The sequence below is a fragment of the Armatimonas sp. genome, from assembly GCF_043757465.1.
Classification (GTDB): domain Bacteria; phylum Armatimonadota; class Armatimonadia; order Armatimonadales; family Armatimonadaceae; genus Armatimonas.
Genome location: NZ_JAYVPL010000097.1, coordinates 1 through 20,556 on the forward strand (window position 1 = coordinate 1; position 20,556 = coordinate 20,556).

The following is a 20,556-nucleotide window of genomic DNA, read 5'->3' on the forward strand; positions in this document are numbered from 1 at the left end:
GGATCTTCTCGGGTAAGTCTGTCAAATTCCTCTCGGTTCATTCTTGGCTGGGAGTATACTGTAAGATAGGCACTCAGGCAAGACCTGAGCAGTTACCATTTCCGACTATAAATATATAAAAATATTACATATTCATTCTTATTTTGTCAATTATTGATCTCCAAGATTCTAAATCTCCTTGATTCTGAGATACTGCTGCCAATAATGGATTTGTAAATATTGTATAGACCTCCAATAGGTTGATTTTACTGAAATTAAATTTATAATCTTGTGCAGATATTACCAAAGACGTATTGATAACTGCGACATTGGTTATCCTATCCATAGGTATTTTGATAATATTAGATTTTCCATCCCAGACAAGGCGATTTACATAAAGTGATAATTTGCCTTTTTCTCCTAATATGCTATTCATTAGGCGGAATTCATCGCTTTTTAATATTTTGTCAGTTTTTACAACTGGGATTACTTGCTTTGTTTTTGTTTCGGTATGTGACATTTCTTCAATCGTTTTTATTGTTCGTTTCTGTCCGCAATTGCTACAAAATGTATCTATTGATTCTATTTTGTTTCCACAAGACGTACAAAAAACTATTTTTGATATTTCTTGATCTAATTTGTCGCCACATTGTGAGCAGAATTTATGCGAAGATGATTTTTGTATGGCACCACAACTACGACAATTAATACTTGCAATTGGTGCCGTGTCTGAGTTTTGGGATGGTTTCCGTGTTCTGCAAATCGCGCATACTAATTCCTCAGGTGGTCTAAGTGATTGGCATGTTGGGCACAATCGAGATGCTGAGCTTTGATTTTCCATTTTGGAATCCTTAATAAATATCTGAGCCTCTTTCACGAATCGGCCCTTTCAGGTTAGCTGGCGTTCCGTACCGATAAGGAGATGTGAAAACCCAAAGCGAACAGAACGTCAACCACAGGATTATACCGGGTGAAGTCCAACATCGAGGCGATTTAGACTACATCGCCGAAGTCTGCTTGCTCACCCTTTACTGGAAACAAATCCGAGAGGGTCACGCCAAGATTCACCAGCACATTAGGATGGGAGTTCTTGCCCTTTTTGCTGATCAATTACTCAAACCGTTCGGCCATCAGGCCGATCCATGAAAGAGGCTCTGCATGCTATACTTATCTGGGGCTTGCCCTCATACTCTCCTCAAACAAGGAACCGAAAAACGAAATGCTGAAACAACTCCTCATGCGTGCCGCGCTGACTCTGGCAGCCGCCACCGCTTTTCTGGCGACGGGCACGAGCGCATCTGCCAAGCCGGAGTACGCGAAAAAAGAAAACCAGAAATGCAACTACTGCCACCTTGCCACGGGCAAGAATCCCCGCAACTTCCGTGGCATCTACTACAAGCTGAATAACCTTTCCTTTGCCAGTTTCGATAATGTTGCTGAGGCTAAGCTGGCGGGTGTCAAGCCCGACGCGGTGGGCTCCGCTGCCGCTCCGACCAACACTGTCTACCCCAATGCGAAGATTGCACCCGCGCTAAACTTCATTGTCAAGGACATTCTAGGGAACCCCGTGAAGCTCTCCCGCTATGAGGGCAGCGTGGTTCTCGTGGTGAATGTGGCCTCCAAGTGTGGCAACACGCCCCAGTACAAGAGCCTTGAGGCGCTCTACGAGAAGTACAAAGACAAGGGCCTTGTTGTGTTGGGCTTCCCTGCCAACGACTTTAACGCCCAGGAGCCCGGCACCGACAAGGAGATCAAGGAGTTCTGCGAGCTGACCTACAAGGTCGCCTTCCCCATGTTCTCCAAGATCACGGTCAAGGGCGAGGGCATGGCACCGTTCTACAAGTTCCTGACCGACAAGGCCACCGATCCCAAGTTTGGCGGCCCTATCGAGTGGAACTTCGCCAAGTTCATCATTGGCCGCAACGGTGAGGTCGTTGGCCGTGTGAAGGCGGGTACGGACCCGCTGACCCCCGCCGTTGTCGCGCAGATTGAGAAAGCGCTCGCGGAAAAGTAAGCGTACTTTACTCTGAGTCCAAGCCGTCCGTTGTGATCCTGCAACGGGCGGTTTTTCTATTTCAACTTAACGCGCCAGATGCGGCCCGCCCAGTCGTCGGCGATGAGAAGGGAGCCGTCTTTGTCCCATGCGAGCCCGGCGGGGCGGCCATTGACGGCGTTGCCTTGGGGACTAACAAGCCAGCCCGTGACGAAGTCCTGAGGCTTTTTCGATCCGGCGGGAATCTTGGCGATCTTATACCCGACAAACTGACTGCGGTTCTGCGAGCCGTGGAGCGCGACATAAGCATTGCCGTCTTTATCGAAAACCAGCCCGAGGGGGGCGGAGTGGGCGGGGAAGAGCACATCAGGGACGAGGGTTTTAGCCTTCAAGTCGGGGCGCTCGGGGAGGCGCGGATCGTGGTGCGGGCCGAGGTAGTAGTAGGGCCAGCCGTAGAAGCCGCCTTGCTTAATCTTGGTGAGAAAGTCGGGGACGAGGTCGTCGCCCAGATAGTCGCGCTCGCTGACCACGGCCCAGAGCGCTTGTGTCTTTGGATGAAACGCCATGCCGATCGGGTTGCGCAGGCCCGACGCGAAGAGGGCGAGTTTACCGATGGGCTTTCCCGTTTCGTCTAGGGCGTAGCGGACAATCGAGGCCCGGGGGGCCTCTTCGATGTCGGCGTTCTCTTTGCTGCCAATCGTAACATAGAGCCACTTGCCATCGGGAGAGAAAGCGAGATTGCGTGTCCAGTGCTGGCGCATTCCTGTCTCCGGAATGTCCGAGATCACTGTCTCGGCGGGCTGTCTCGCTACTAAGTCACCGGGTTTATAGGGCCAGCGCACGACACTGCCGGTGTTCGCGACGTAGAGAAAGTCTCGATGAAACGCGATTCCAAAGGGCAGATAGAGGTTGTCGGCATAGAGGCTTTGCTGATCCGTTTTGCCATCGCCGTTGGTGTCGCGCAGGACAATCACGCGGTTGGGCTGCTTCGTTTTCTTGACTTCAAGCCGGGATTCCACCACGAAGATATCGCCGTTTGGGGCCACACTTAGCCAGCGCGGGTTCTCCAGGCCCTCTGCAACAAGAGTGACGCCCTTGCCGCCTTTTAGAAAATCCGTGGGTGGGTTCTCGACTTGGCGCGGGACACGAATGACGCTCTTTCCGCGCTTGGCGGGGGCATAGCGTGCGCCCTCTTTTGCGTTCTTAAGCAGCCCCGGATCGTCGCTGGGGCCACGACTAAGCCTCAGATCAATGGGCGCGTTGAAAGGCACTTTGACGCCCGCAGCGGGGATCTGCTCGCAGACAAGGCCCTTGGGGAGGGTGCTACTGCCCTCGCCTACTTCTCCTAGCTTGAGCTGACTGCGCCTCAGGAGTGCCAACGCCTCGGCTTGCGTCTTGCCCCGCAGATCGGGCACCGTCGCTCGCTGTCTCATTTTAGTGCTCCCTGCCTCATTTCAGTTTTTCTAGCAGCCAGTCAGTTCCCAGACGCAAAGTGGGCTTGGGAATCGTGTGGTCCGCTTCGGCGTACCAGAAGATTTTCGGGCTTGTGCCTGTGGCGGCGTGGAGCTTTTGGGCGGCAGCTTCAGGGACTGTCGGGTCGTTGTGTCCATTGATAAAAGCCAGGGGGCGATCGGCCAGATACGGCGCGAAGGCGGCGGGGCGGCAGGCTTCGGGCAGGCTTTCGAGCTCACCACCAACGCACGGGAGCGCGACGCGAATGCGCTCGTCAATGGCGGTGAGAATGGTGCCCATCATCGCGCCCATCGAGAACCCGATCAGCCCGATTTTCTCGGAGTTAATCTCCGGGCGCTCCAGTAAGTTGGGGAGAAGCTGGCGGTAGTCTCGGATCGTCGTGGTGAAGATGCTCTCGGTGTCAGTGATCGGCTTGCGCTCGCCGTGGCCAGCGGCGTCGAGTGCTATTGCGGCGACTCCTCGTTGGGCAAACTCGCGCTTCATGGTATTGAGCATGCGCTCTTTACTATGCCCCTTTCCGTGAAGCACCAGCACCAGAGGAAACGGCCCCGCACCGTCTTTGGGGCGTACGTAGAGCCCATTGACACGTTCTTTGGCAGCATTGGTGAAGCTTACTTTCTCCACCCGCGCCTCGGTGTCTTCCACGGGCGAGAATGCGAGTAGCGCGGCTTCGGGGGTGGCGTATCTATCAGCACTGGCCGGGAGCTTGAGCCGCAGGGTGAGCCAGTCTAGGCCTTTTCGGACATCAGCGGGCGGGAGGATATGGCCGGACTCGATCCAGTTGATAATTTTCGGGGCCCTGGCGGCATCCAAAAGTGTTTTTGAGGCGGTGGGCGTGACAGTGGTGTCTTTGGTTCCATTGGCAAAGTAGACCGGGCGCGGGGTGGCATAGCCGATAAAGTTGCTCGGGGACGCCAGCGAGGCGCCAGGGAACTTGACAAACGGGTCGCCGCCTACGCAGAGAGTGGCGGCCTGGAAGCGCGGCTCGACTCCCATCAGAATGCTTCCCTGGAACGCGCCCATGGAGTACCCTAACAACCCAATGCGCTCTTTATTGATCTCCGGGCGCTTTGTGAGCCAGTCCAGCGCTTGCCGCCAGTCTTTCACCGTGTCCGGGACAACTTTCAGAAAGGCGGCCTGTGGACTCTTGCCGTCTTCTTTGCGCTCGCCGTGCAGTGCGGCGTCCAGGGCAAAAACCGCGAAGCCCTGCTTGAGCAGCTCCGGGGCCATGATATTAAAAAGCTGCTCTTTATTGCCACCCAGACCGTGGAGCAGCGCCACACATGGAAACGGGCCGGGGCCATCGGGGCGGGCTAGAATCCCGTGAACCGTCTCACCCCGCAGGTTGGTGAAGGTAAGTTTTAGCCGATCCCCCGCCCGGGTCTCCTTTGCATCGAGCGGCTTGGTGGCATCGTAGGCGAAGCTGCGCTGGAGGCTCTCCCAGGAGGGGACTTGCACGGGAGCCTGAGGAACCCGTACCGTGGCGATAAGCGAGGGAAGTAGAGGTAACATGATCCATTCTAGCCCATTTCGTGGTAAAATACAGGGATGATTTCCGCTCTCCGGTACCGTAACGGAGTATCCCGGTAGTTTTTTGTTTGAGGATTTTCTATGCCCGATGAACTAACAACCCCCGCTGAAGCTATGTCTGACGCCGACGAGACGCCTGACATGCCTGAGACACAGGACACTCTGGTAGTGCCCGGGATCAGTGTCATGGTCTACGATGGCCCCAAGATCGAGATCAGTGAAGAGATGCGTACCAGCTACATGGGCTACGCAATGTCCACGATTGTCTCGCGCGCCCTCCCCGATGTCCGTGATGGCCTCAAGCCGGTGCAGCGGCGTATTCTCTATGCCATGCGTGAGCTGGGGCTCGCCCCCACAAACCGCCATTTAAAGTCCGCTAAGATCGTCGGAGAGACTATCGGTAACTTCCACCCGCACGGTGATCAGGCTATTTATATGACAATGGTCAGAATGGCGCAAGATTTCTCCTTAAGATACCCCTTAGTGGATGGACAGGGCAACTTCGGCTGTTTTACCGGTGATACGAAGATCAGATTACTGGATGGTACCGAGAAGAGTTTTGCCGAGCTGGCGCTGCTTCCGAAAGAGGAAGTATTCTCGGTTTACTCTGTAGATGGTGAAGGTCAAATTGTGGTTGGGGAAGGTCGCAACTCGCGTATTACCCGTCGCGGTGCGGCTCTTATTCAAGTTACTCTGGATAATGGTGAAGAGGTTCGCTGCACACCCGATCACCGCTTCTTACTGCGCAGTGGTGTCTATAAAGAGGCACAATTCCTGACTCCCGAAGATAGCCTCATGCCAGGTTACTTCGATACAGCTCCTGTGAAAGCGGGGCTCAACAACTACTTGCGCGTCCAGCAGCCACAGACAGGGCAGTGGGAGTTTGTACACCGCATTGCGGATGCCTTTAATGAAAAAATGGGTCGTGTTGGTCCGGTATTGGGGGCTTTTGTGCGCCACCATAAAAATTTCAACCGATTCGATAATCGCCCTGAGAACATTGAGCGGCTTGGCTTTGTGGAGCACCTTCATCTCCATGCACTCCATCTGGCCGAGCTCTGGCAGGACGAAGCGTTCCGCACGGCACAGCGTGAGGGGGTCCAGCGCTTCTACGATGAAAACCCGGAAGTACGTGAAGAACGCCGCCAACGGATGGTGACACAGAACCAGAGTGCTGAGTTTCGGGCGGAGAATGGAAAAAAAGTAGGGGCGCGGCTCAAGGAGCACTACGCACAGGACACCGAAGCATGCGTCGCTATTGCCGAGCGCATGCGGCTCCTGTGGGCCGACCCAGACTATCGAGTGAAGATGAGTGCAGCGCTTCAGGGCATTGAGAAACGTCCGTTGACCCCGGAGCAGCGTGCGGAAGTCTCGCGAATTGTTGGACAGAAGAGCCGCGCAATGTGGCAGGACGATGCCAAGCGCGAAGAAATCGTGGCGGCCATTACGGCGGCCATGCAGTCGCCAGATCTACGTGCACGGCTGAGCGAGCAGGCGAAAGCGCTCTGGCAGGACGAGGGCTATCGGGCCAAGTTTGCGACAGATCACCACCAAAAAATGGCGCAGAAGCTCTGGGCCGATCCCCGTACACGCATTGCGCACCGTGAGAAAATCAACAAGCAGTGGCAGGACGAAAACTTCCAGCAGGCGCATCGTGAAGGGGTACAGCGAGGTGCAGCAGTACGGCTAGCGGAAAATCCTGACTACATGCAACAGCTCAATGTGAAAGCCGTTGATAGCCTCAAACAGTGCTGGCAAGATCCGAGCTATAAGCAAAATGTAGTGCGACAGCGAATACGACGCTACGGCTCGGCGCTCATCGCAAAGTTCGGTGCGGAGACGCTCACTCCTGAGATCTATGAAACAAATCGCCCGAACAATAATATTCCACGCTGGGCAAAAGCGCAGAGTTATTTTGGAACGTTTGAAGAGCTTGTGGCAGCTTCCACAAACTACAATCACCGTATCGTTTCCGTAGAATGGCTTGAAGAGACGGCGGATGTCTACGATATTACGGTAGATATTCACCATAATTTCTTGCTGAGTGGCGGTGTTTTTGTACATAACTCAATTGATGACGATCCACCGGCTGCTTACCGTTATACTGAAGCGAGAATGACACCTTTAGCAATGGAACTGCTGGAGGATATTGAAAAAGACACCGTTGATTTTAATCCAACTTTCGATAACGAGCGCCGGGAGCCGTCGGTGCTGCCGGGCAAGTTCCCGAACTTAATCTGTAACGGTGCAACAGGGATTGCGGTGGGAATGGCCACCAACATGCCGCCGCATAACCTCACGGAAGTCTGTGGAGGGCTGATCCATCTCTTGCGTCACCCGGCGGCCACCACCGAAGAGCTGATGGCCTTTATTCCTGGCCCTGACTTCCCGACATCGGGCTTGATCTTAGGGCAAAAAGGAATTCGCGCCGCCTACGAGACCGGGCGCGGCTCGGTGACCATGCAGGCCAAGGTTCATTTTGAGCAGATGGACAACGGCAAGAGCGCGATTATTATCACCGAACTACCGTACCAGGTAATCAAGAGCAAGCTGATCGAGCAGATTGGGCTGCTGGCGCGTGAGAAAAAAGTCGAGGGCATCACCAATGTCAACGACTATACCGACAAGACTGGTATTCGTGTGGTGATCGAGCTGCGCCGCGATGTGCTACCGCAGAAAGTTCTCAACTACCTGCTCAAGCACACCCCCATGCGCATGAACTTCGGTGTCAACTTGATTACGCTGATCGCGCAGACCATTGATCTGACGGATCAAAAGGAAAATAAGGATAAATCCCGAGTCATTCTTCAGCCCAAGCTCATTGGATTGAAAGCGATTCTCCAAGAATATATAGACCATCGAAGAGTGGTTATCACGCGCCGCACTAAGTTTGAGCTGGCTCGTGCCAAGGCTCGTGCCCATATTTTAGAGGGCTACCAGATCGCGGTGCAGAACCTCGATGAAGTGATTGCTATCATCCGTCAGTCACGCAACACCGAGGCGGCGCGGGGGCGGCTCATCGAGCGCTTTGGCTTTACGGGCATCCAGACCGAAGCAATCCTCAGCATGCAACTGCGGAGCCTGACCGGGCTGGAGCAGGACAAGATCGAGAGCGAGTACCGTGAGATTCTTAAAGAGATCGCACGTCTCGAAGACATTCTGGCGGACCCGCGCCGGGTGGACGCGCACATCCAAAAAGATCTGGAGTACCTGCGCGACAAGTTCGGCGATGCTCGCCGCACCCGCATGGAGCGGACCGAGGCCGAGGAGATCAATCTCGAAGATCTCATCGCCGATGAGGAGATGCTCATCACGATCACCCGTGACGGGTATATCCGTCGCTTGAAGATGGACACGTTCCCGACACAGGGGCGGGGCGGCAAGGGCCGGATCGCGGGCAAGACCAAAGACGAAGACGGTTTCGAGCACTTGTTCATGGCCTCGACACACGACTATATTCTCTTCTTCACGGACCGAGGCCGGGTCTATCGCCTCAAAGCCTTTGAGGTGCCTGAGGCAAGCCGGACGGCGATGGGCACCAATATCATCAACCTTATCCAAATACTGCCCGATGAGCATGTTACGGCGACCGTGCCGATCCGTAACCTGAAGAACGCCGAGGGGTACTTCTTCATGGGCACGGTGCGCGGTGAGATCAAGCGCACACGTATTGCGGAGTTCGCGAACCTGCGTGCCAATGGTCTGGTCACGTTTGACATGAACGAGGGCGATCAGCTCAACTGGGTGAAGCTCACCGATGGCGACCAGAACATCGTGCTGACGACGATCAAGGGCATGGCGATTCGTTTTAAAGAATCCGATGTGCGTGCGAGTGGCCGCGCGTCGGGTGGGGTGCGTGGGATCGTGCTGGATGGCGAAGATGACCACGTCGTGGGCCTCGATATCGCCTCCGACGACTCCGATTTGCTGGTGGTGGGCGCGAACGGTCTGGGTAAACGAACCTCGATGGCGGCCTACAAAACGCAGGGCCGTGGGGGCAAGGGGCTCAAGACCATGGACATCACGGTGCGAACCGGGCATCTGAAAGCCGCGTGCGTCGTGCCTCGTGAGGGCCAGGAAAACCTGCGCCTGATGATTGTCACGGAAAACGGTACCGGAATCCGCGTGAAAGTCAGCGAGATCAAGACCACCCAGAGCCGCTCCACACAAGGCGTCAAGCTGATCGAGCTACGCGAAGGCGACGCTGTCAAGACGGTGGAGTACTTCGACGCCAGCAAAAAGCCGGAGGATTAAGAGAAAACACAGACGCCGGTTGAAACCGGCGTCTGTGTTTAGTTAGGCGAGCAGCTCCTGCAGTAGTGCTTCTGCGGAGTCAGGAGAGTGGTCTTCTGTGTGTTTCCAGCGCTTGGCGGCGGCTTTGAGGAGCGTTTCTTCGGTCATGCCTTTCTGAGCGGCGGCAAAGAGCATGCTTGGATCACAGAGGAGCGCTGCGTCTTCGAGGTGCTTGCGGTCAAACACCAGAGAGAGAACCTCTTCGGCGGCGGCGAGCGCTCCGTTGCGCGGTGCGAGGCGTGGGATCGTTCGGGGGAGATTCTGGATGCCCGTCGCAATCGCCTCCGCGCTCAAGTCGGTGAGCCGCACCCCGGCACCCGCCGCGACGCACCGCTCCACCCGCGCCTCTTGATCGTCCCAGCCACGGGCCAGGGGTAGAAACAGGCACGGGACACCACTGTGCAGCAGCTCCCACACGGAGTTGAAGCCACCTGCCGTGATCGCGCCATCAAAAGCGCGGAAGCACTCGCTCAGCACCGGGCGCCGCGTCCAGGAGACATTGGGAGCCGGAAACTCGCGCCCTCGGTAGAGCATTCCGGCCCCAAGCGTGAAGTGAATCTCCGGCAGGGCGCGTGCCGCCGCAACAAGCTGCTCAAAGAGCGCCTCGGCATCTTTATCGCCGCCGCCGCCTGTGGAGGCATAGAGTGCTTTCGCCGCTGACGGAATCCCTAGCCGCTCCCGTGCCTCGGTACGCGCATAGGTCTCCTCGACGGAGCGCAGCAGGATCGGCGGCACCCCCACGGCTCTCTCTTGCGCTTGCTCGGGTAGTGGCGTGTCATTGACCCCGTCTTCCTCGGGCAGGATAATCTTGTCGTAGCCGCGCAGTGCACTCTGGAACGTCGGCTGGTTTGCGACATCGGGCCGCACGGCGCGGCAGACAAAGACATTCTTACTGCCTAGATCCAGCACGTCGTAGAGCTCATGAAAGCTCCCCGCCGGAAACGTGTCCACGACGAGAAGATCGGGCGCGAAGAGATTGATTGCGTTCCATACCCACTGTTTGCCCAGCTTCCGGTAGCGGTGCGCCGAGAACCCGCCGCCGCTCACAATATTTTTTGAGGGAATCTTAAAGGCCGGAAAGTCGTGGACGAGTGCCAGCCCGTCTCCCTCGCTTGATGTCAGAATCACCAGCTCCAGCGGCTCACCCAGCGCCCAGCACAGCCGCCGAATCTGCCGACCAATCGCAATGGTACGTGTCAGATGCCCCAACCCGAGACCATTGACGGCGTAGCAAAGAACCCGCAACGGAGCCTGTGGTCGGCGCATGGGCTACTCTGTAGGTGCCCAGTCTGCGATAGTGAGGTTGGGTATGCGCTCGAAATCACGTGTATTTCGCGTAATGACGATTGCTTTATGTTCTAAAGCGATGGCTGCAATACGCAGATCCATTTTCCCAACATTAAGCTTTTGGCTGAGTAGGCTGCGGTAGCGGAGGATCGCTTCTTGAGAAAATCCGAGAATGGGTAAGCGCCCTACGAAACGAACGGCCTCGCTGATGTCCATTGCTTGGAGCTTCTGAATGATAGCCTCGTTGCCTTGACGTAAAAGGGTCAGGGTATCGGTATCGAGAATAAATCGTGGCATGGGATCAGTAGCTTGGATCTGCTTCTTTTTCTTCTCGGTAGGTTTTCATCGCGGTTACCCAATCCTCAAAGAGGGGATCGTCTTTGAGGTCTCCTGCTATTGCTAGGAACGGATTACTGGTAGGAAGATCAAGCATCGCAACGTACTTGCCACCACGAAGCAACTGGCGAAGTGCCGTGACGGCATCCTCAGCGCTCTGGCCTTCTGCCATAATGTCCCAGGCTTTAGCACGAAAAATGTGTGTGCTGATTTGCTCGACGAGTACAGGTACTTGCATGGCGATTTCTCCTGACTTATTCTATCGTTTCATGAGTCGTCGCGGTTCCAGGAACTATCGGATGCTGCGCCGTCGTAACCCGGGCGCTCGTAGGCGTAGTTCGGATTCATATCATGGTACTGGGCGACCTCGGGGATGAAGTTGCCGTCAATTCTGCCATCCGTGATGATGTCCCACCAGAGAAACTCTTGCATCAGCGACGGTCTGTAGTAATCGTCGTAGACATAGACGACCTCGGTGACCCGCTCGTAGCGATCCCCGGACTTCTGGTAGCGCCCCGCCCGTCCGAAGCGCTTGTCCCACTGGTCTTGCGAGAAGTTCTTATTGCGATACCTATACCGATCCGTGTCGTAGCGTAGCTTCTCCTCGCGCAGCTTCCCGGAGCGCTCTAAAAGCCCTGTGAGGTCTTCCTCGATCTTGTTGTGCGTCTCTTCGAGGTACTTGACCTGATGGGCGACACCATCAATAGCCAGAGCGGCACGCTTGGCGGCCTCCGGGTCGGGGAGCTTATCGGTGCCACGGACGGCGGCGTACGCGGCGAGGTCTTCTCCCAGTCGGGCACGGGTCTGGCGCGGCAGATCCGCCTCTTGCGCCGTGAGTTTCTCGTGCTCCCAGATCAAGGTGTCAATGGCTTTTTGCTCGTTCTTGAGCCGCCCGACGCGCTCACCAAGCACGGTGTTTTGCTCCTGCCGGTCCGCGACGCGCTGAGCAATCTCGGCGAAGCTACTAGCCTTGAGCGCTGCCACCGCTCGGTCGGCGTTCTTCCAGTCCCGTAGAAATTCGCTCTTTAAGAAGCGAAAAATACCCCGGTGTGGGTAGCTTGGCGTGCCCCACTGGCGCTGGAGCAGCTCGGTCACCCCCGGCTGCTGTGTCAGTTTGGTCAGCTCTTGTTTCGCCTCGTTGAAGAGCGGCTCGACCTCGCGCAGCTCGGTCTCCAGGCGGAGCGAGCGAATCTCGCGCTCGGCAAACTGAGGGTTGGCCGTAAGCTCCCTGAGGCGCTCCGCCACTTTCTTACCTCGTTCCTGCACCTCGTTGAAGCCCCACAAAAGCGCCGGAGCCCCGAGCTGGTCAGCGAGCTGCTGGACACTAACGGCGCTGGGACTGCCCGGCAAGCTGGCATCGGCGAGCTGTGCCTGGGCATCAGCGAGGCGCTGGCGCAGGCTCTCTTGCTTCTCGGCGTTGCTTTTGGACAATGCGTCGAAGCGGCTGGCATGGGCATCGTACTGTTGCAGCTCGACATCGGCTGCCCGAACAAAATCATCTACACCGTACATAACCCCTCATTTCGCGATCTGGGTCAAATACTCCTCCGCCGCCGCCCCAACCCGGCCTTGAGTCTGCCGGAGCGTGAGGCCCTGGGCATGTTTTAGAACGCCCTGATCCCCCAGAGTTCCCAGTGCGAGCAAACCGGCGATGGCAAGAGGTTCGTAGAAAGCATTGTCTCGAAACTCCTCGATAGCGCTTGCGGTGACGAGTCGCAGACTGCTGCGCTCCGCTTCCGTGAGGAGCAGCAGCTCATCGGTGGGTGTCCAGGGCAGAATCATGGCCAGACGGTCGCGCAGCAGGGAGTTGAGAGGGGGGGATTTCCACACAAGCCCCGCCAGCTCCAGCAGTGTGCCTAGCTCGCTGCGACCCGCTTGTTTGATGTAGGGCGGAAGAAGCTGGGCGAGCTTCTCCGTGTGCTTGAACTGGCCTTTTTTCTTTTTCTCACTCCAGCCGAAGAAAAAGATATAGAATGGAAAGAATCCGGAAAGATGTCTTGTTAGCACAGATCGTAGTCCGTACGCTATCAGGACGATTACCAAAAGAGTACCCACTATCCACAGACGCTGACTCTGGACTTGTTTTTCCTTCTGGAGAATACGGGTGATCAGTGGCAGAACGGTCTGTGGCTCGAAGCGTGCTAGCTCCCGTTCGGCGTCTAGGACGGTTTGCTTATCCAGGACCTCGCGGAAGCGTTTTGCACGCTCCTCTTCGGAGCGAGATTTCTGGGCCTGCAACATACTCTCAGTGTACCGCTAGAGCTGGCTCAAGTACTCCGTGGTCGCCGCACGAATCGTTTCCTGGCGGTGCGATGTGCGTAGCGTGGTTGCCAGCTCGGCGAGGCCAGGGTCGTGGAGAGTGCCCAGCGCGAGAAGGCCCGCACTGGCCAGGCGCGTGTAACGGTCGTCGGTCTGGGCGCACGTGATGGCATCGCGGGTTACGGTGCGCAGGGCACGCTGCTGGGAGCCGGTAAGGGCCACGATCTCGCTCACGGGTGCACGAACCAGCGCCACCTCCAGAAACTTCCGATAGGCATTGCGCTCGGGGCCCGCGCCACGTAGCCCCGCTTCCGCCAAAACAAGAACCGGCCCTAAGCTGCTACGACTCGCCCGGAGAATACTCGCCGCTGCCACAAATCGGACACTCTGGCTACGGAGGGTTGGAGCCGTACTGTCTGAGATAACAATCCCGAGCACCAGACGAAGCACTAAACCGACCAGCAAGAATATTGGCCACCCCATCTGCCCGAGCTGCGAGAGAACCCAGACAATATAGGCACCGCCCGCGATATACGTAAAGAGCCGCCCCAGGCTACGCCGAAGCCGCTGCGTATGGCGTTCTTTCTCCTGAATGGCCGCCAGTGCCGCAAGAGCTACCTCGGGAAGGCACAGTGCCAGAGTCGTCTCCGCCAGCCGCAGGTCACGCCCCCGGAGCTGGTAGGCGAGCGTCACCAGAAGCTCATCTTGTGAAGCGCGTTTTTGACTCCTCATCTGTTCCCAGTATAGCGGTAAAATAGGGGGGTATGACACGACGCTATTTTCTGGCTCTTGTGCCGCTCTCGGTACTGTTTCTTACGGGATGCCCCAAATCAGAGGACACAGCGCCTCCGACCACGCTCATCACCAAAGCCGTTCCCGCCGACACCGGAGCCTTCAAAGACCTCGACCCGTGGATTCTCAAGACCACCGACCCGAGCGCCAACCGAGGCAATCATGGGATTTATTTGAGTAATGGATTGCTAGGAGTAACTATTGGAGCAAAGGGTGATGCAGGAAAAGATGGCCTTGCTTTCGTTGCTGGTGATTACGCTGAGAACGAAGTGCTACGTGTTTCAAAGAAAGAGCTTTGGCAACGCGGGCCCAGCCTAAAAGAGGGGACATCAGCGATCTACGAGCAATCCCTCGATTTGAGAACAGGTGTGCTGACGACAAAAAACGATGAGACTACGCTGACCAATTTTGTCTCAGCAACAAAACCAACAGATCATGGGTTAAATGCATTAGCTGTCAGTGCAACTAGCCAAGATGGAACGATTAATGTCTCCGTGCGAGGGGCAGGGTTAGAGGTAAGTTTTGCTGAGGCGCTTGAGGCCCATAAAACGGTGTGGGCGAAGCGCTGGGCGGGGCGCGATATTGTGATCGAGGGCGACCCCGAGGCGCAGCAGCTGGTGCATAAGCTGATGTTCGATCTGATCCAGTCCGTTCAGCCAAATGGGAGCTTCTCGGTCGCGCCTGAGGCGCTCTCCGGCGATTTCTATAAAGGCCATATCTTCTGGGACGCCGAAGTATGGATGTTTCCAGCACTTCTCGCGCAGCACCCCGATCTGGCAAAGACGATGCTGGAGTATAGATTCCGCCATCTGGCACAGGCAAAAGCGCAAGCGTCAAAGCAGGGCTGCAAGGGAATTGATTTTCCCTGGGAGTCGGCCAGTAGCGGCAACGAGACCGCGCCGGGGGGCTTCTCCGAGGGGCGACACGTGACGGCGGGAGTCGGCTGGGCGGCGTGGCAGTACTGGCTCGCGACGGGGGATAAAGCTTGGCTGGAGTCGCGCGGCTGGCCGCTGCTCTCGGGGATTGCCGAGTATTTTGCCAGCAAGGTCAAGAAGAACGCAAAAGGCGGCTACGATCTGGGGCCGCTCACCGGGCCGGATGAGCTGCACATGAAGGTGACGAACAACGCCTACACGAATGCGATGGCGATCAACTGCCTGAACGCGGCGACGGAAGCCGCCCAGACGCTCGGAAAGCCGACCAATCCGCTCTGGGCCACTGTCGCCAAATCCCTCACGATGCCGAAAAATGCCGATGGTGTAATCCTACGCTGCGACGGTGACGACGGCAAGCCTGGAACGAAGCAAGCCGATGGTGAGCTGCTTCTCTGGCCCGCACAGTACCCGGGCGCGGATGCCAAGACATTTGACTTCCATAAGACGCGCCCGATCAAAAATGGTCCCGCCATGACCGACTCCGTGCACGCGCTCATCGCCGCCCGCCTAGGCCGCGCTGCGGAGGCCGAGGAGGAGTTTCGTGCCAGCTACCGTCCGTTCGTCCGCGGCCCCTTTCTGCTCTTTTCGGAGAAACGCTCGCTGGATCGTTGCGTTTTCACCACGGGCTGTGGCGGCGTCTTGCAAGCCATTCTCTACGGCTTCGGGGGGCTAGATTTCGCGCACTGGGATAAGATGAGCAAAGCGCCTGTTGCGCTGCCGAAGGGCTGGACGAAGCTCGAGATTCAGGGCGTGAGCTACAAAGGCAAGCGCTACACGGTCACGGTGACGCCGCAGGGCAGAACCATCACCCCCGCGGGGCGGGGGCAGGGGGGGGTAGGTTAATGAACTATGACTCATTTGTGAAGCTACGCGGAGTAGGCTGTCTGGCACTGATCGCCGCGCCGATTGCGCTCCTGGTAATCCGGTCCAACGCAAACAAGGCCAGTGTGCCCTTGCCACGAGAAGCACCTGTCGCTCCCTCCGTCGGCACTCAAGCGCCTCCTCCTTCGGCAAGCGAAGGGGGAAGCAACACACTCTCTGACGTGGACCGGGAAGTGCTGAGGATGCAGAAAGAGCCGCTCGGCAAAGGCACATCCGATGCGAAAGGCCCTAAATGGCGCGTTAAAAACGGCGGCGTGGTAATTGAGCTGCGCTGCGATAAAGACAAGGGCTACATTACTTGGAATCGCGCCAAGATTGATGCCAACAACAATAAGCAGTTCGACGAGACCTGGGCCTTTAAGAAAGATGGCACAATCGAGCGGCGTGTCGCGCCTGCCGACGATCAGAACTACACCCAGACTTTTGTGCTCGACGGAGACAAGTGGGTCGCGAAGTAGACCGCCTCAACGAGACGCGCCTCAACTTGCTACCCACCCTCGGGCCGCAGAGTGTGAGTGTCGTGCTGACTAACGCCTGCAACCTGCGCTGTCTGACCTGCTGGAGCTACTCACCGCTACGCAAAGAGCTGCCTAGGGCCGACTGGCGACGCAAGCGCCTCGGGCGGGAGCTGCTCCAGCCACTTTTTTCCGAGCTGGCCGCACTCGGCACCGAGCGAGTGATCTTCACAGGCGGCGGTGATCCGCTGGCGCATCCTGAGTGTTTAGAGGTTTTTGCGGATGCTCGCCAAGCGGGCTTGAAGGTGACGCTGATTTCGAATCTAACGCTGGTGCGGGATCGCGAGGCATTTCTGGCACTTAAACTCAATACGATTCTTGCGAACTTCTCGTGCGCCGACCCCGAGACCTATGTCGCATTTCATCCCGGACGAAGTGAGACAGATTTCCACACACTGATCGCGCTTCTGCGGGAAGTTGTGGCGGCAGGAACCCAGCTAAAATTAGTCTTTGTCGTCTGCGCCGTCAACTGTCATGTGCTCGACAAAGCACTCACACTAGCCACTACACTGGGCGCATCGGTGCAGTTTAAGCTCATGAGCGCCATCGAAGAGACAGTATCGCTTGTGCTGAGTGAAGCCCAGCGTGCGGCGCTCTTTGCCGAGCGCGCTCACTTAGAGAGCCTGGGTGCCTCCGCGAACTTGGAGGCGTTCTATACGGAACTCTCTGGCACTGCGCCGGATCGCTTTCCCATTGACGAAGTGGGGTGCTTCGCCGGGCACTGGTACGCTCGGGTGGACGGTGATGCCAACGTGCGATTCTGCTGCAACCCCAACTCGGAGCTCACACTGGGCAATCTCAACGAATCGTCGTTTACCGATCTCTGGCGCTCGCAAGAGTGGCACGCCCTGCGCACGCGCCTGCGCTCCAGCGACTTTCTTCCTGGTTGTGAGCGCTGCGGGAAGTTTGATCTGAATCTGAAAGTGAAGGGACTAATCCGCCACACGAATGGGGGCATTGGTTCGTAGTCGCGGAGCGACATCCCAGCCAAAGGCTCACAGACGCCCACGTTCGTGTGGGCGGAGTCGTCTTGGGGTAAAATCTCGGTCATGCCTCATGCACACTTTATTGGACTCTGCGGCGCGGGGATGAGCGCGGTCGCAAAGCTGCTCCTCGACGCCGGTTGGAGTGTCTCCGGCTCCGACGAGGGCTTTTATCCGCCGATCTCTCTCGTGATTCAGCGCTATGGGATTCCCTGCGCCACGAGCTACGAGGCGGCCAATATCCCCGAAGATGCAGACTGGATCGTGATTGGCAAGCACGCCAAGCTAGTGCCCGATACGAATGAGGAAGTGGCGGCGGCGCTGGAGTCGGGCAAGCGTGTGCTCTCGTTTCCTGAGGCGATTGCCGAACTACTAGGAGCACGGAAGTCGCTTGTCGTGGCAGGGAGCTTTGGCAAATCCAGCTGCACGGCCTTGGCAGCTCATGTGCTGCGCTATGCGAAAAAAGACCCGTCGTATTTTATCGGGGCCGAGGCGCTAGACTTTCCGGACAATGGGCACCGTGGCAAAGGAAATGTGTTTGTCCTAGAAGGTGATGAGTACCCCGCTGCGAACTGGGATGACAGGAGCAAGTTTTTGTTCTACAAAGCCAGTGCGCTTCTGGTGACATCGGGTGAGCACGATCATGTGAATGTCTTTCCCACACTTACGGACTATCTCGCACCGTTTGAGCAGCTCGTCGCGAGCCTCCCCCCGGATGGCCTGATCGTCGCTTGCTGGAACGGAGCGCACTTGGTTCGAGTCATGAAAGAGGCGAGTGCGCCCGTGGTCTGGTACTCCGGAACCGACACGGACGCGGACTGGTTCGCCTCGGACATCTCCCGCGAGGGGGGCGTCACGCACTTCACGCTCTGTAGCCACGGCAATCCAATCTGCAAACTGACAACCCGACAGCTCGGGGAACACAGTGTGGAAAATACCGTCGGTGTGGCGGCGCTGCTTCTGGAGCAAAAGCTAGTGACCGTTGAGGAGCTTGCCGTCGGTATCGCCGCGTTCTCCGGTGTCCGGCGGCGGCTGGAGCGGCTCAACCCCGGCATCGAGCCACCGCTTTACAACGACTTTGGCTCCAGCTACGCCAAGTGCCGTGCGGGGATCACGACGATCCTACAGAGCTTTCCGGGCAAGCGGGTTCGGGTTTGCTTCGAGCCCCACACCTTTAGCTTCCGCAACCGCGATGCGCTCCATTGGTACGACACCCTCTTCGCGGGAGTCGAGCGCGTCTATCTGTTCCAGCCCCCCGCGCATGGCGCTGCTACCCACACCCAGCTCACGCAAGCCGAGATCGCTGCAAGAGTCGAGGCATCAGGAGTTGCTGTGGCAGCCATTAGCTCCGCCGAAGAGCTACTAACGGCGCTGGAAGCCGATATCTCCGCCACTGCCGACGTGATTCTCTTTGAGACCAGCGGCGGCTTCGACGGCGCAATCCCACGCGTGGCGGAATGGCTACGGCATAAATAAGCGCTTGGCGTAGGCAATATCGGCGGCAAGGTGCTTCTCGGGGCCGCCCGGCTCGCTGTACTCCGCCGTCAGGCAAACCACGCCATTAAACCCACGTTTCTTGAGGTTCTCCGCAATAGCCTTCCAATCCGCCAAACCCTCGTCGCCCTTGGACCAGAACGTGCGCCACTTGCCGTCGTCGCCGCGCTTCTTGTAGCCGTTTTTGAGGTTCAGCATCTTGAAGTGGGGGCCGTAGATCAGCTCCAGCGCAAAGCCCACGCTCTCGCCTTCCAAAGCATTGTGCGCCGCATCCCAGACCGCACCGATGGATTTGGGCGGAAGAGGCGCCAGCAGCGAGCGCAGACCAAACGCATGCACCGGGACATTGCGCCCGGAGTGGTTCTGGATGCCAATAGCCACATTGTTACTCTCCAGTGCGGGAACCATTCCCAAAAAGAGCTTCTGCCAGCGCCTCTCGGCATCCGGGTAGCTCTCACTGGCTCGGGGCGTGGGGCAGACCCGAATAATCGGCACCCCCGCCTTGCCGCACGCCTCAAAGAGCTTGGGGGTCAGCTCCGCACCGTCGCTGGCAAAATTGGGCGCAATGCTCTCTATGGAAATACCGGACTCCTCGTGCAGAAGCTTCGCCGCCCTCGGAAGTTCTAGGGTGGCGTTGTCCATCGTCACCGGATAGCCCGGTCGCACGGGCAATTCGATGCCATCCACCCCGAGCGCCGCAACGCGCTTGCCCAGGGCGGGAATCTCGTCTTTGTAGGGTTTGGTAAAAACTGAAAATTTCATGGTTCTATTATCCAACAAAACGGCGAAAAAAGGGAACTAATAGGCGTGGATAAAAACTGGGAGCGCTGGCTTGACAATCATGGCGATAGAGTTTTCCGACTGAGCCTGCGGTTGTGCGGGGGCTGTCATGCGGATGCGGAAGATCTTACCCAAGATGCGCTGATCTGCACGCTGTTACCGTGAACTGCTGGCGAAAGCGGCTACGAAGCGCTTCGCCACAGACTCTCGCAGGCCCAGCGCGAGGCGTTTATCTTAGTGAAGGCGGAGGGTCTCACCCACAGAGAAGCCGCCGAGGTGGTGGGTGTGCCGCAGGGAACCGTCCAGAGCCGCGTCCACGAGGCCATCCTGCGCCTGCGAACCCTACTCTCCGAGGAGGAACTGTAGATGAATCTTGACGATAGAGCAAAAAGCTGGCACGCGGATGCCCGGCTCTCGAAGTCTATGTGTGTCCGTCTGAGCCAGGCCGCGCCAAGCGCGAAGCCGCATCCTGGAGCGCTTGCACTGCGCTATGGCGTGGCCGTGTGCGTGGGAATCAGCCTGGGGCTTGGGTTGGTCGCAAGCCGTCGACCGGCGATCACCTCGAAAGAAGAGAGTCAGAAAGCATCGCCTCTCTTCGATAACGCGACATTTTTGCGGGTGGCGGCGACCATCAAGCACTGGCGTGAGCCTGATCCCACACCGCCTCTCAAAGCAGGCTCTCGCTGGGAAGCAATTCTCTTTACGGATTTGGAGTGCGCCGCCTGCTGGAAAGTCTACCCGTTGCTAAAACGAGCGGAAAGTCTGCGGGTCGGAATCTGCCACTTTCCGCTAACGAAGATTCATCCCAATGCCTGGCAACGAGCTATGCAGGCAGAAATTAAGGCGACCTCACACGAGTTCTGGGACTTTGTGACGACTCCCTCCGCTAAAGCAGAGAGCTTCTGAAATTATGTCTAGGACACAATCACAAAAAACAACAATGCCAAGCATCAGGCTTCTTGGGAAACGCATAGGGCAATCCCTTACGTTAGCTCCCAAAGGCTCCGTCCGAGCCGTAAACACTC

The 20,556-nt window shown here is 57.2% G+C and carries 17 protein-coding genes and 3 pseudogenes; 10 read left to right on the top strand and 10 right to left on the bottom strand.

Features of this window, described 5'->3' with window-relative positions; translation table 11 throughout:
- Window positions 1-124: 124 nt before the first annotated feature.
- Window positions 125-856 carry a zinc-ribbon domain-containing protein gene (locus tag ACH2ED_RS12695; RefSeq protein WP_395091547.1) on the bottom strand — a complete coding sequence of 244 codons (732 nt, stop codon included), beginning with the start codon at window positions 854-856 and terminating at the stop codon, window positions 125-127.
- Between the two features lie 342 nt (window positions 857-1,198).
- On the opposite strand from ACH2ED_RS12695, the gene ACH2ED_RS12700 reads away from it, so the two are divergent.
- On the top strand, window positions 1,199-1,993 hold the full coding sequence (locus tag ACH2ED_RS12700; protein ID WP_395091549.1) for a glutathione peroxidase: 795 nt from the start codon (window positions 1,199-1,201) through the stop codon (window positions 1,991-1,993).
- Window positions 1,994-2,049: 56 nt separating this feature from the next.
- Here ACH2ED_RS12700 and ACH2ED_RS12705 read toward each other — a convergent pair whose 3' ends face one another.
- Together ACH2ED_RS12705 and ACH2ED_RS12710 are read right to left on the bottom strand one after the other, a co-directional pair.
- Window positions 2,050-3,405 carry a PASTA domain-containing protein gene (locus ACH2ED_RS12705; RefSeq protein WP_395091551.1) on the bottom strand — a complete coding sequence of 452 codons (1,356 nt, stop codon included), beginning with the start codon at window positions 3,403-3,405 and terminating at the stop codon, window positions 2,050-2,052.
- A 16-nt stretch (window positions 3,406-3,421) separates the two neighbouring features.
- Window positions 3,422-4,957 (bottom strand): alpha/beta hydrolase family protein, encoded by a 1,536-nt coding sequence (locus tag ACH2ED_RS12710; protein WP_395091553.1) that lies wholly within the window; start codon window positions 4,955-4,957, stop codon window positions 3,422-3,424.
- A gap of 204 nt (window positions 4,958-5,161) precedes the next feature.
- On the opposite strand from ACH2ED_RS12710, the pseudogene ACH2ED_RS12715 reads away from it, so the two are divergent.
- The 3 genes and pseudogenes from ACH2ED_RS12715 to ACH2ED_RS12725 form a co-directional block, all read left to right on the top strand.
- Window positions 5,162-7,036, top strand: a pseudogene (locus ACH2ED_RS12715) (DNA gyrase subunit A); the annotation flags it as partial.
- 18 nt (window positions 7,037-7,054) lie between these two features.
- Window positions 7,055-8,380: pseudogene (locus tag ACH2ED_RS12720) on the top strand (DNA gyrase subunit A); the annotation flags it as partial.
- A 30-nt stretch (window positions 8,381-8,410) separates the two neighbouring features.
- Window positions 8,411-9,229, top strand: a complete 819-nt coding sequence (locus ACH2ED_RS12725) for a DNA gyrase C-terminal beta-propeller domain-containing protein (RefSeq protein ID WP_395091578.1) — start codon at window positions 8,411-8,413, stop codon at window positions 9,227-9,229.
- Between the two features lie 42 nt (window positions 9,230-9,271).
- On the opposite strand, the gene ACH2ED_RS12730 is transcribed toward ACH2ED_RS12725, so the two are convergent.
- Genes ACH2ED_RS12730 through ACH2ED_RS12755 form a run of 6 tightly spaced genes read right to left on the bottom strand, consistent with a single transcriptional unit; the run spans window position 9,272 to window position 13,882 of the window.
- Entirely contained in the window at window positions 9,272-10,534 is a 1,263-nt protein-coding gene (locus ACH2ED_RS12730) for a UDP-glucosyltransferase (protein ID WP_395091555.1), read from the bottom strand.
- A 3-nt stretch (window positions 10,535-10,537) separates the two neighbouring features.
- Window positions 10,538-10,852 carry a type II toxin-antitoxin system VapC family toxin gene (locus tag ACH2ED_RS12735; protein ID WP_395091556.1) on the bottom strand — a complete coding sequence of 105 codons (315 nt, stop codon included), beginning with the start codon at window positions 10,850-10,852 and terminating at the stop codon, window positions 10,538-10,540.
- Window positions 10,853-10,856: 4 nt separating this feature from the next.
- A complete protein-coding gene (locus ACH2ED_RS12740) occupies window positions 10,857-11,129 on the bottom strand; it encodes a hypothetical protein (RefSeq protein WP_395091558.1) in 273 nt (90 codons plus the stop codon).
- A gap of 29 nt (window positions 11,130-11,158) precedes the next feature.
- Complete coding sequence (locus tag ACH2ED_RS12745) at window positions 11,159-12,403, bottom strand: hypothetical protein (RefSeq protein WP_395091559.1); 1,245 nt, start codon at window positions 12,401-12,403, stop codon at window positions 11,159-11,161.
- 6 nt (window positions 12,404-12,409) lie between these two features.
- Window positions 12,410-13,132, bottom strand: a complete 723-nt coding sequence (locus ACH2ED_RS12750) for a hypothetical protein (protein WP_395091560.1) — start codon at window positions 13,130-13,132, stop codon at window positions 12,410-12,412.
- Window positions 13,133-13,147: 15 nt separating this feature from the next.
- Complete coding sequence (locus ACH2ED_RS12755; protein WP_395091562.1) at window positions 13,148-13,882, bottom strand: hypothetical protein; 735 nt, start codon at window positions 13,880-13,882, stop codon at window positions 13,148-13,150.
- Between the two features lie 32 nt (window positions 13,883-13,914).
- Here ACH2ED_RS12755 and ACH2ED_RS12760 point away from each other — a divergent pair, with 32 nt between their 5' ends.
- The 4 genes from ACH2ED_RS12760 to murC all read left to right on the top strand — a co-directional run bounded on the left by ACH2ED_RS12760 (window position 13,915) and on the right by murC (window position 18,733).
- Entirely contained in the window at window positions 13,915-15,720 is a 1,806-nt protein-coding gene (locus ACH2ED_RS12760; protein ID WP_395091564.1) for a glycosyl hydrolase family 95 catalytic domain-containing protein, read from the top strand.
- Window positions 15,720-16,217, top strand: coding sequence for a hypothetical protein (locus tag ACH2ED_RS12765; protein ID WP_395091565.1), 498 nt, complete (start codon window positions 15,720-15,722; stop codon window positions 16,215-16,217). The genes ACH2ED_RS12760 and ACH2ED_RS12765 overlap by 1 nt, the downstream gene beginning before the upstream one ends.
- Window positions 16,202-17,242, top strand: a complete 1,041-nt coding sequence (locus ACH2ED_RS12770; RefSeq protein ID WP_395091567.1) for a radical SAM protein — start codon at window positions 16,202-16,204, stop codon at window positions 17,240-17,242. Before ACH2ED_RS12765 ends, ACH2ED_RS12770 begins: the two co-directional genes overlap by 16 nt.
- An 81-nt stretch (window positions 17,243-17,323) precedes the next feature.
- Window positions 17,324-18,733: a UDP-N-acetylmuramate--L-alanine ligase gene (murC, locus tag ACH2ED_RS12775; protein WP_395091570.1), complete on the top strand. Its 1,410-nt coding sequence runs from the start codon at window positions 17,324-17,326 to the stop codon at window positions 18,731-18,733.
- Here murC and ACH2ED_RS12780 read toward each other — a convergent pair.
- Complete coding sequence (locus ACH2ED_RS12780; protein WP_395091573.1) at window positions 18,719-19,513, bottom strand: sugar phosphate isomerase/epimerase family protein; 795 nt, start codon at window positions 19,511-19,513, stop codon at window positions 18,719-18,721. The two genes, murC and ACH2ED_RS12780, sit on opposite strands and share 15 nt — an antisense overlap.
- Window positions 19,514-19,744: 231 nt before the next feature.
- On the opposite strand from ACH2ED_RS12780, the pseudogene ACH2ED_RS12785 reads away from it, so the two are divergent.
- Together ACH2ED_RS12785 and ACH2ED_RS12790 are read left to right on the top strand one after the other, a co-directional pair.
- Window positions 19,745-19,897, top strand: a pseudogene (locus ACH2ED_RS12785) (RNA polymerase sigma factor); the annotation flags it as partial.
- Entirely contained in the window at window positions 19,898-20,437 is a 540-nt protein-coding gene (locus ACH2ED_RS12790; RefSeq protein ID WP_395091575.1) for a hypothetical protein, read from the top strand.
- The last annotated feature ends 119 nt before the right edge of the window (window positions 20,438-20,556 follow it).

Coding starts and splice junctions, on each gene's coding strand:
- ACH2ED_RS12700 (WP_395091549.1), top strand. CDS start 1,199: ATGCTGAAACAACTCCTCATGCGTGCCGCGCTGACTCTGGCAGCCGCC.
- ACH2ED_RS12705 (WP_395091551.1), bottom strand. CDS start 3,405: ATGAGACAGCGAGCGACGGTGCCCGATCTGCGGGGCAAGACGCAAGCC.
- ACH2ED_RS12710 (WP_395091553.1), bottom strand. CDS start 4,957: ATGTTACCTCTACTTCCCTCGCTTATCGCCACGGTACGGGTTCCTCAG.
- ACH2ED_RS12725 (WP_395091578.1), top strand. CDS start 8,411: ATGGCCTCGACACACGACTATATTCTCTTCTTCACGGACCGAGGCCGG.
- ACH2ED_RS12730 (WP_395091555.1), bottom strand. CDS start 10,534: ATGCGCCGACCACAGGCTCCGTTGCGGGTTCTTTGCTACGCCGTCAAT.
- ACH2ED_RS12735 (WP_395091556.1), bottom strand. CDS start 10,852: ATGCCACGATTTATTCTCGATACCGATACCCTGACCCTTTTACGTCAA.
- ACH2ED_RS12740 (WP_395091558.1), bottom strand. CDS start 11,129: ATGCAAGTACCTGTACTCGTCGAGCAAATCAGCACACACATTTTTCGT.
- ACH2ED_RS12745 (WP_395091559.1), bottom strand. CDS start 12,403: ATGTACGGTGTAGATGATTTTGTTCGGGCAGCCGATGTCGAGCTGCAA.
- ACH2ED_RS12750 (WP_395091560.1), bottom strand. CDS start 13,132: ATGTTGCAGGCCCAGAAATCTCGCTCCGAAGAGGAGCGTGCAAAACGC.
- ACH2ED_RS12755 (WP_395091562.1), bottom strand. CDS start 13,882: ATGAGGAGTCAAAAACGCGCTTCACAAGATGAGCTTCTGGTGACGCTC.
- ACH2ED_RS12760 (WP_395091564.1), top strand. CDS start 13,915: ATGACACGACGCTATTTTCTGGCTCTTGTGCCGCTCTCGGTACTGTTT.
- ACH2ED_RS12765 (WP_395091565.1), top strand. CDS start 15,720: ATGAACTATGACTCATTTGTGAAGCTACGCGGAGTAGGCTGTCTGGCA.
- murC (WP_395091570.1), top strand. CDS start 17,324: ATGCCTCATGCACACTTTATTGGACTCTGCGGCGCGGGGATGAGCGCG.
- ACH2ED_RS12780 (WP_395091573.1), bottom strand. CDS start 19,513: ATGAAATTTTCAGTTTTTACCAAACCCTACAAAGACGAGATTCCCGCC.
- ACH2ED_RS12790 (WP_395091575.1), top strand. CDS start 19,898: ATGAATCTTGACGATAGAGCAAAAAGCTGGCACGCGGATGCCCGGCTC.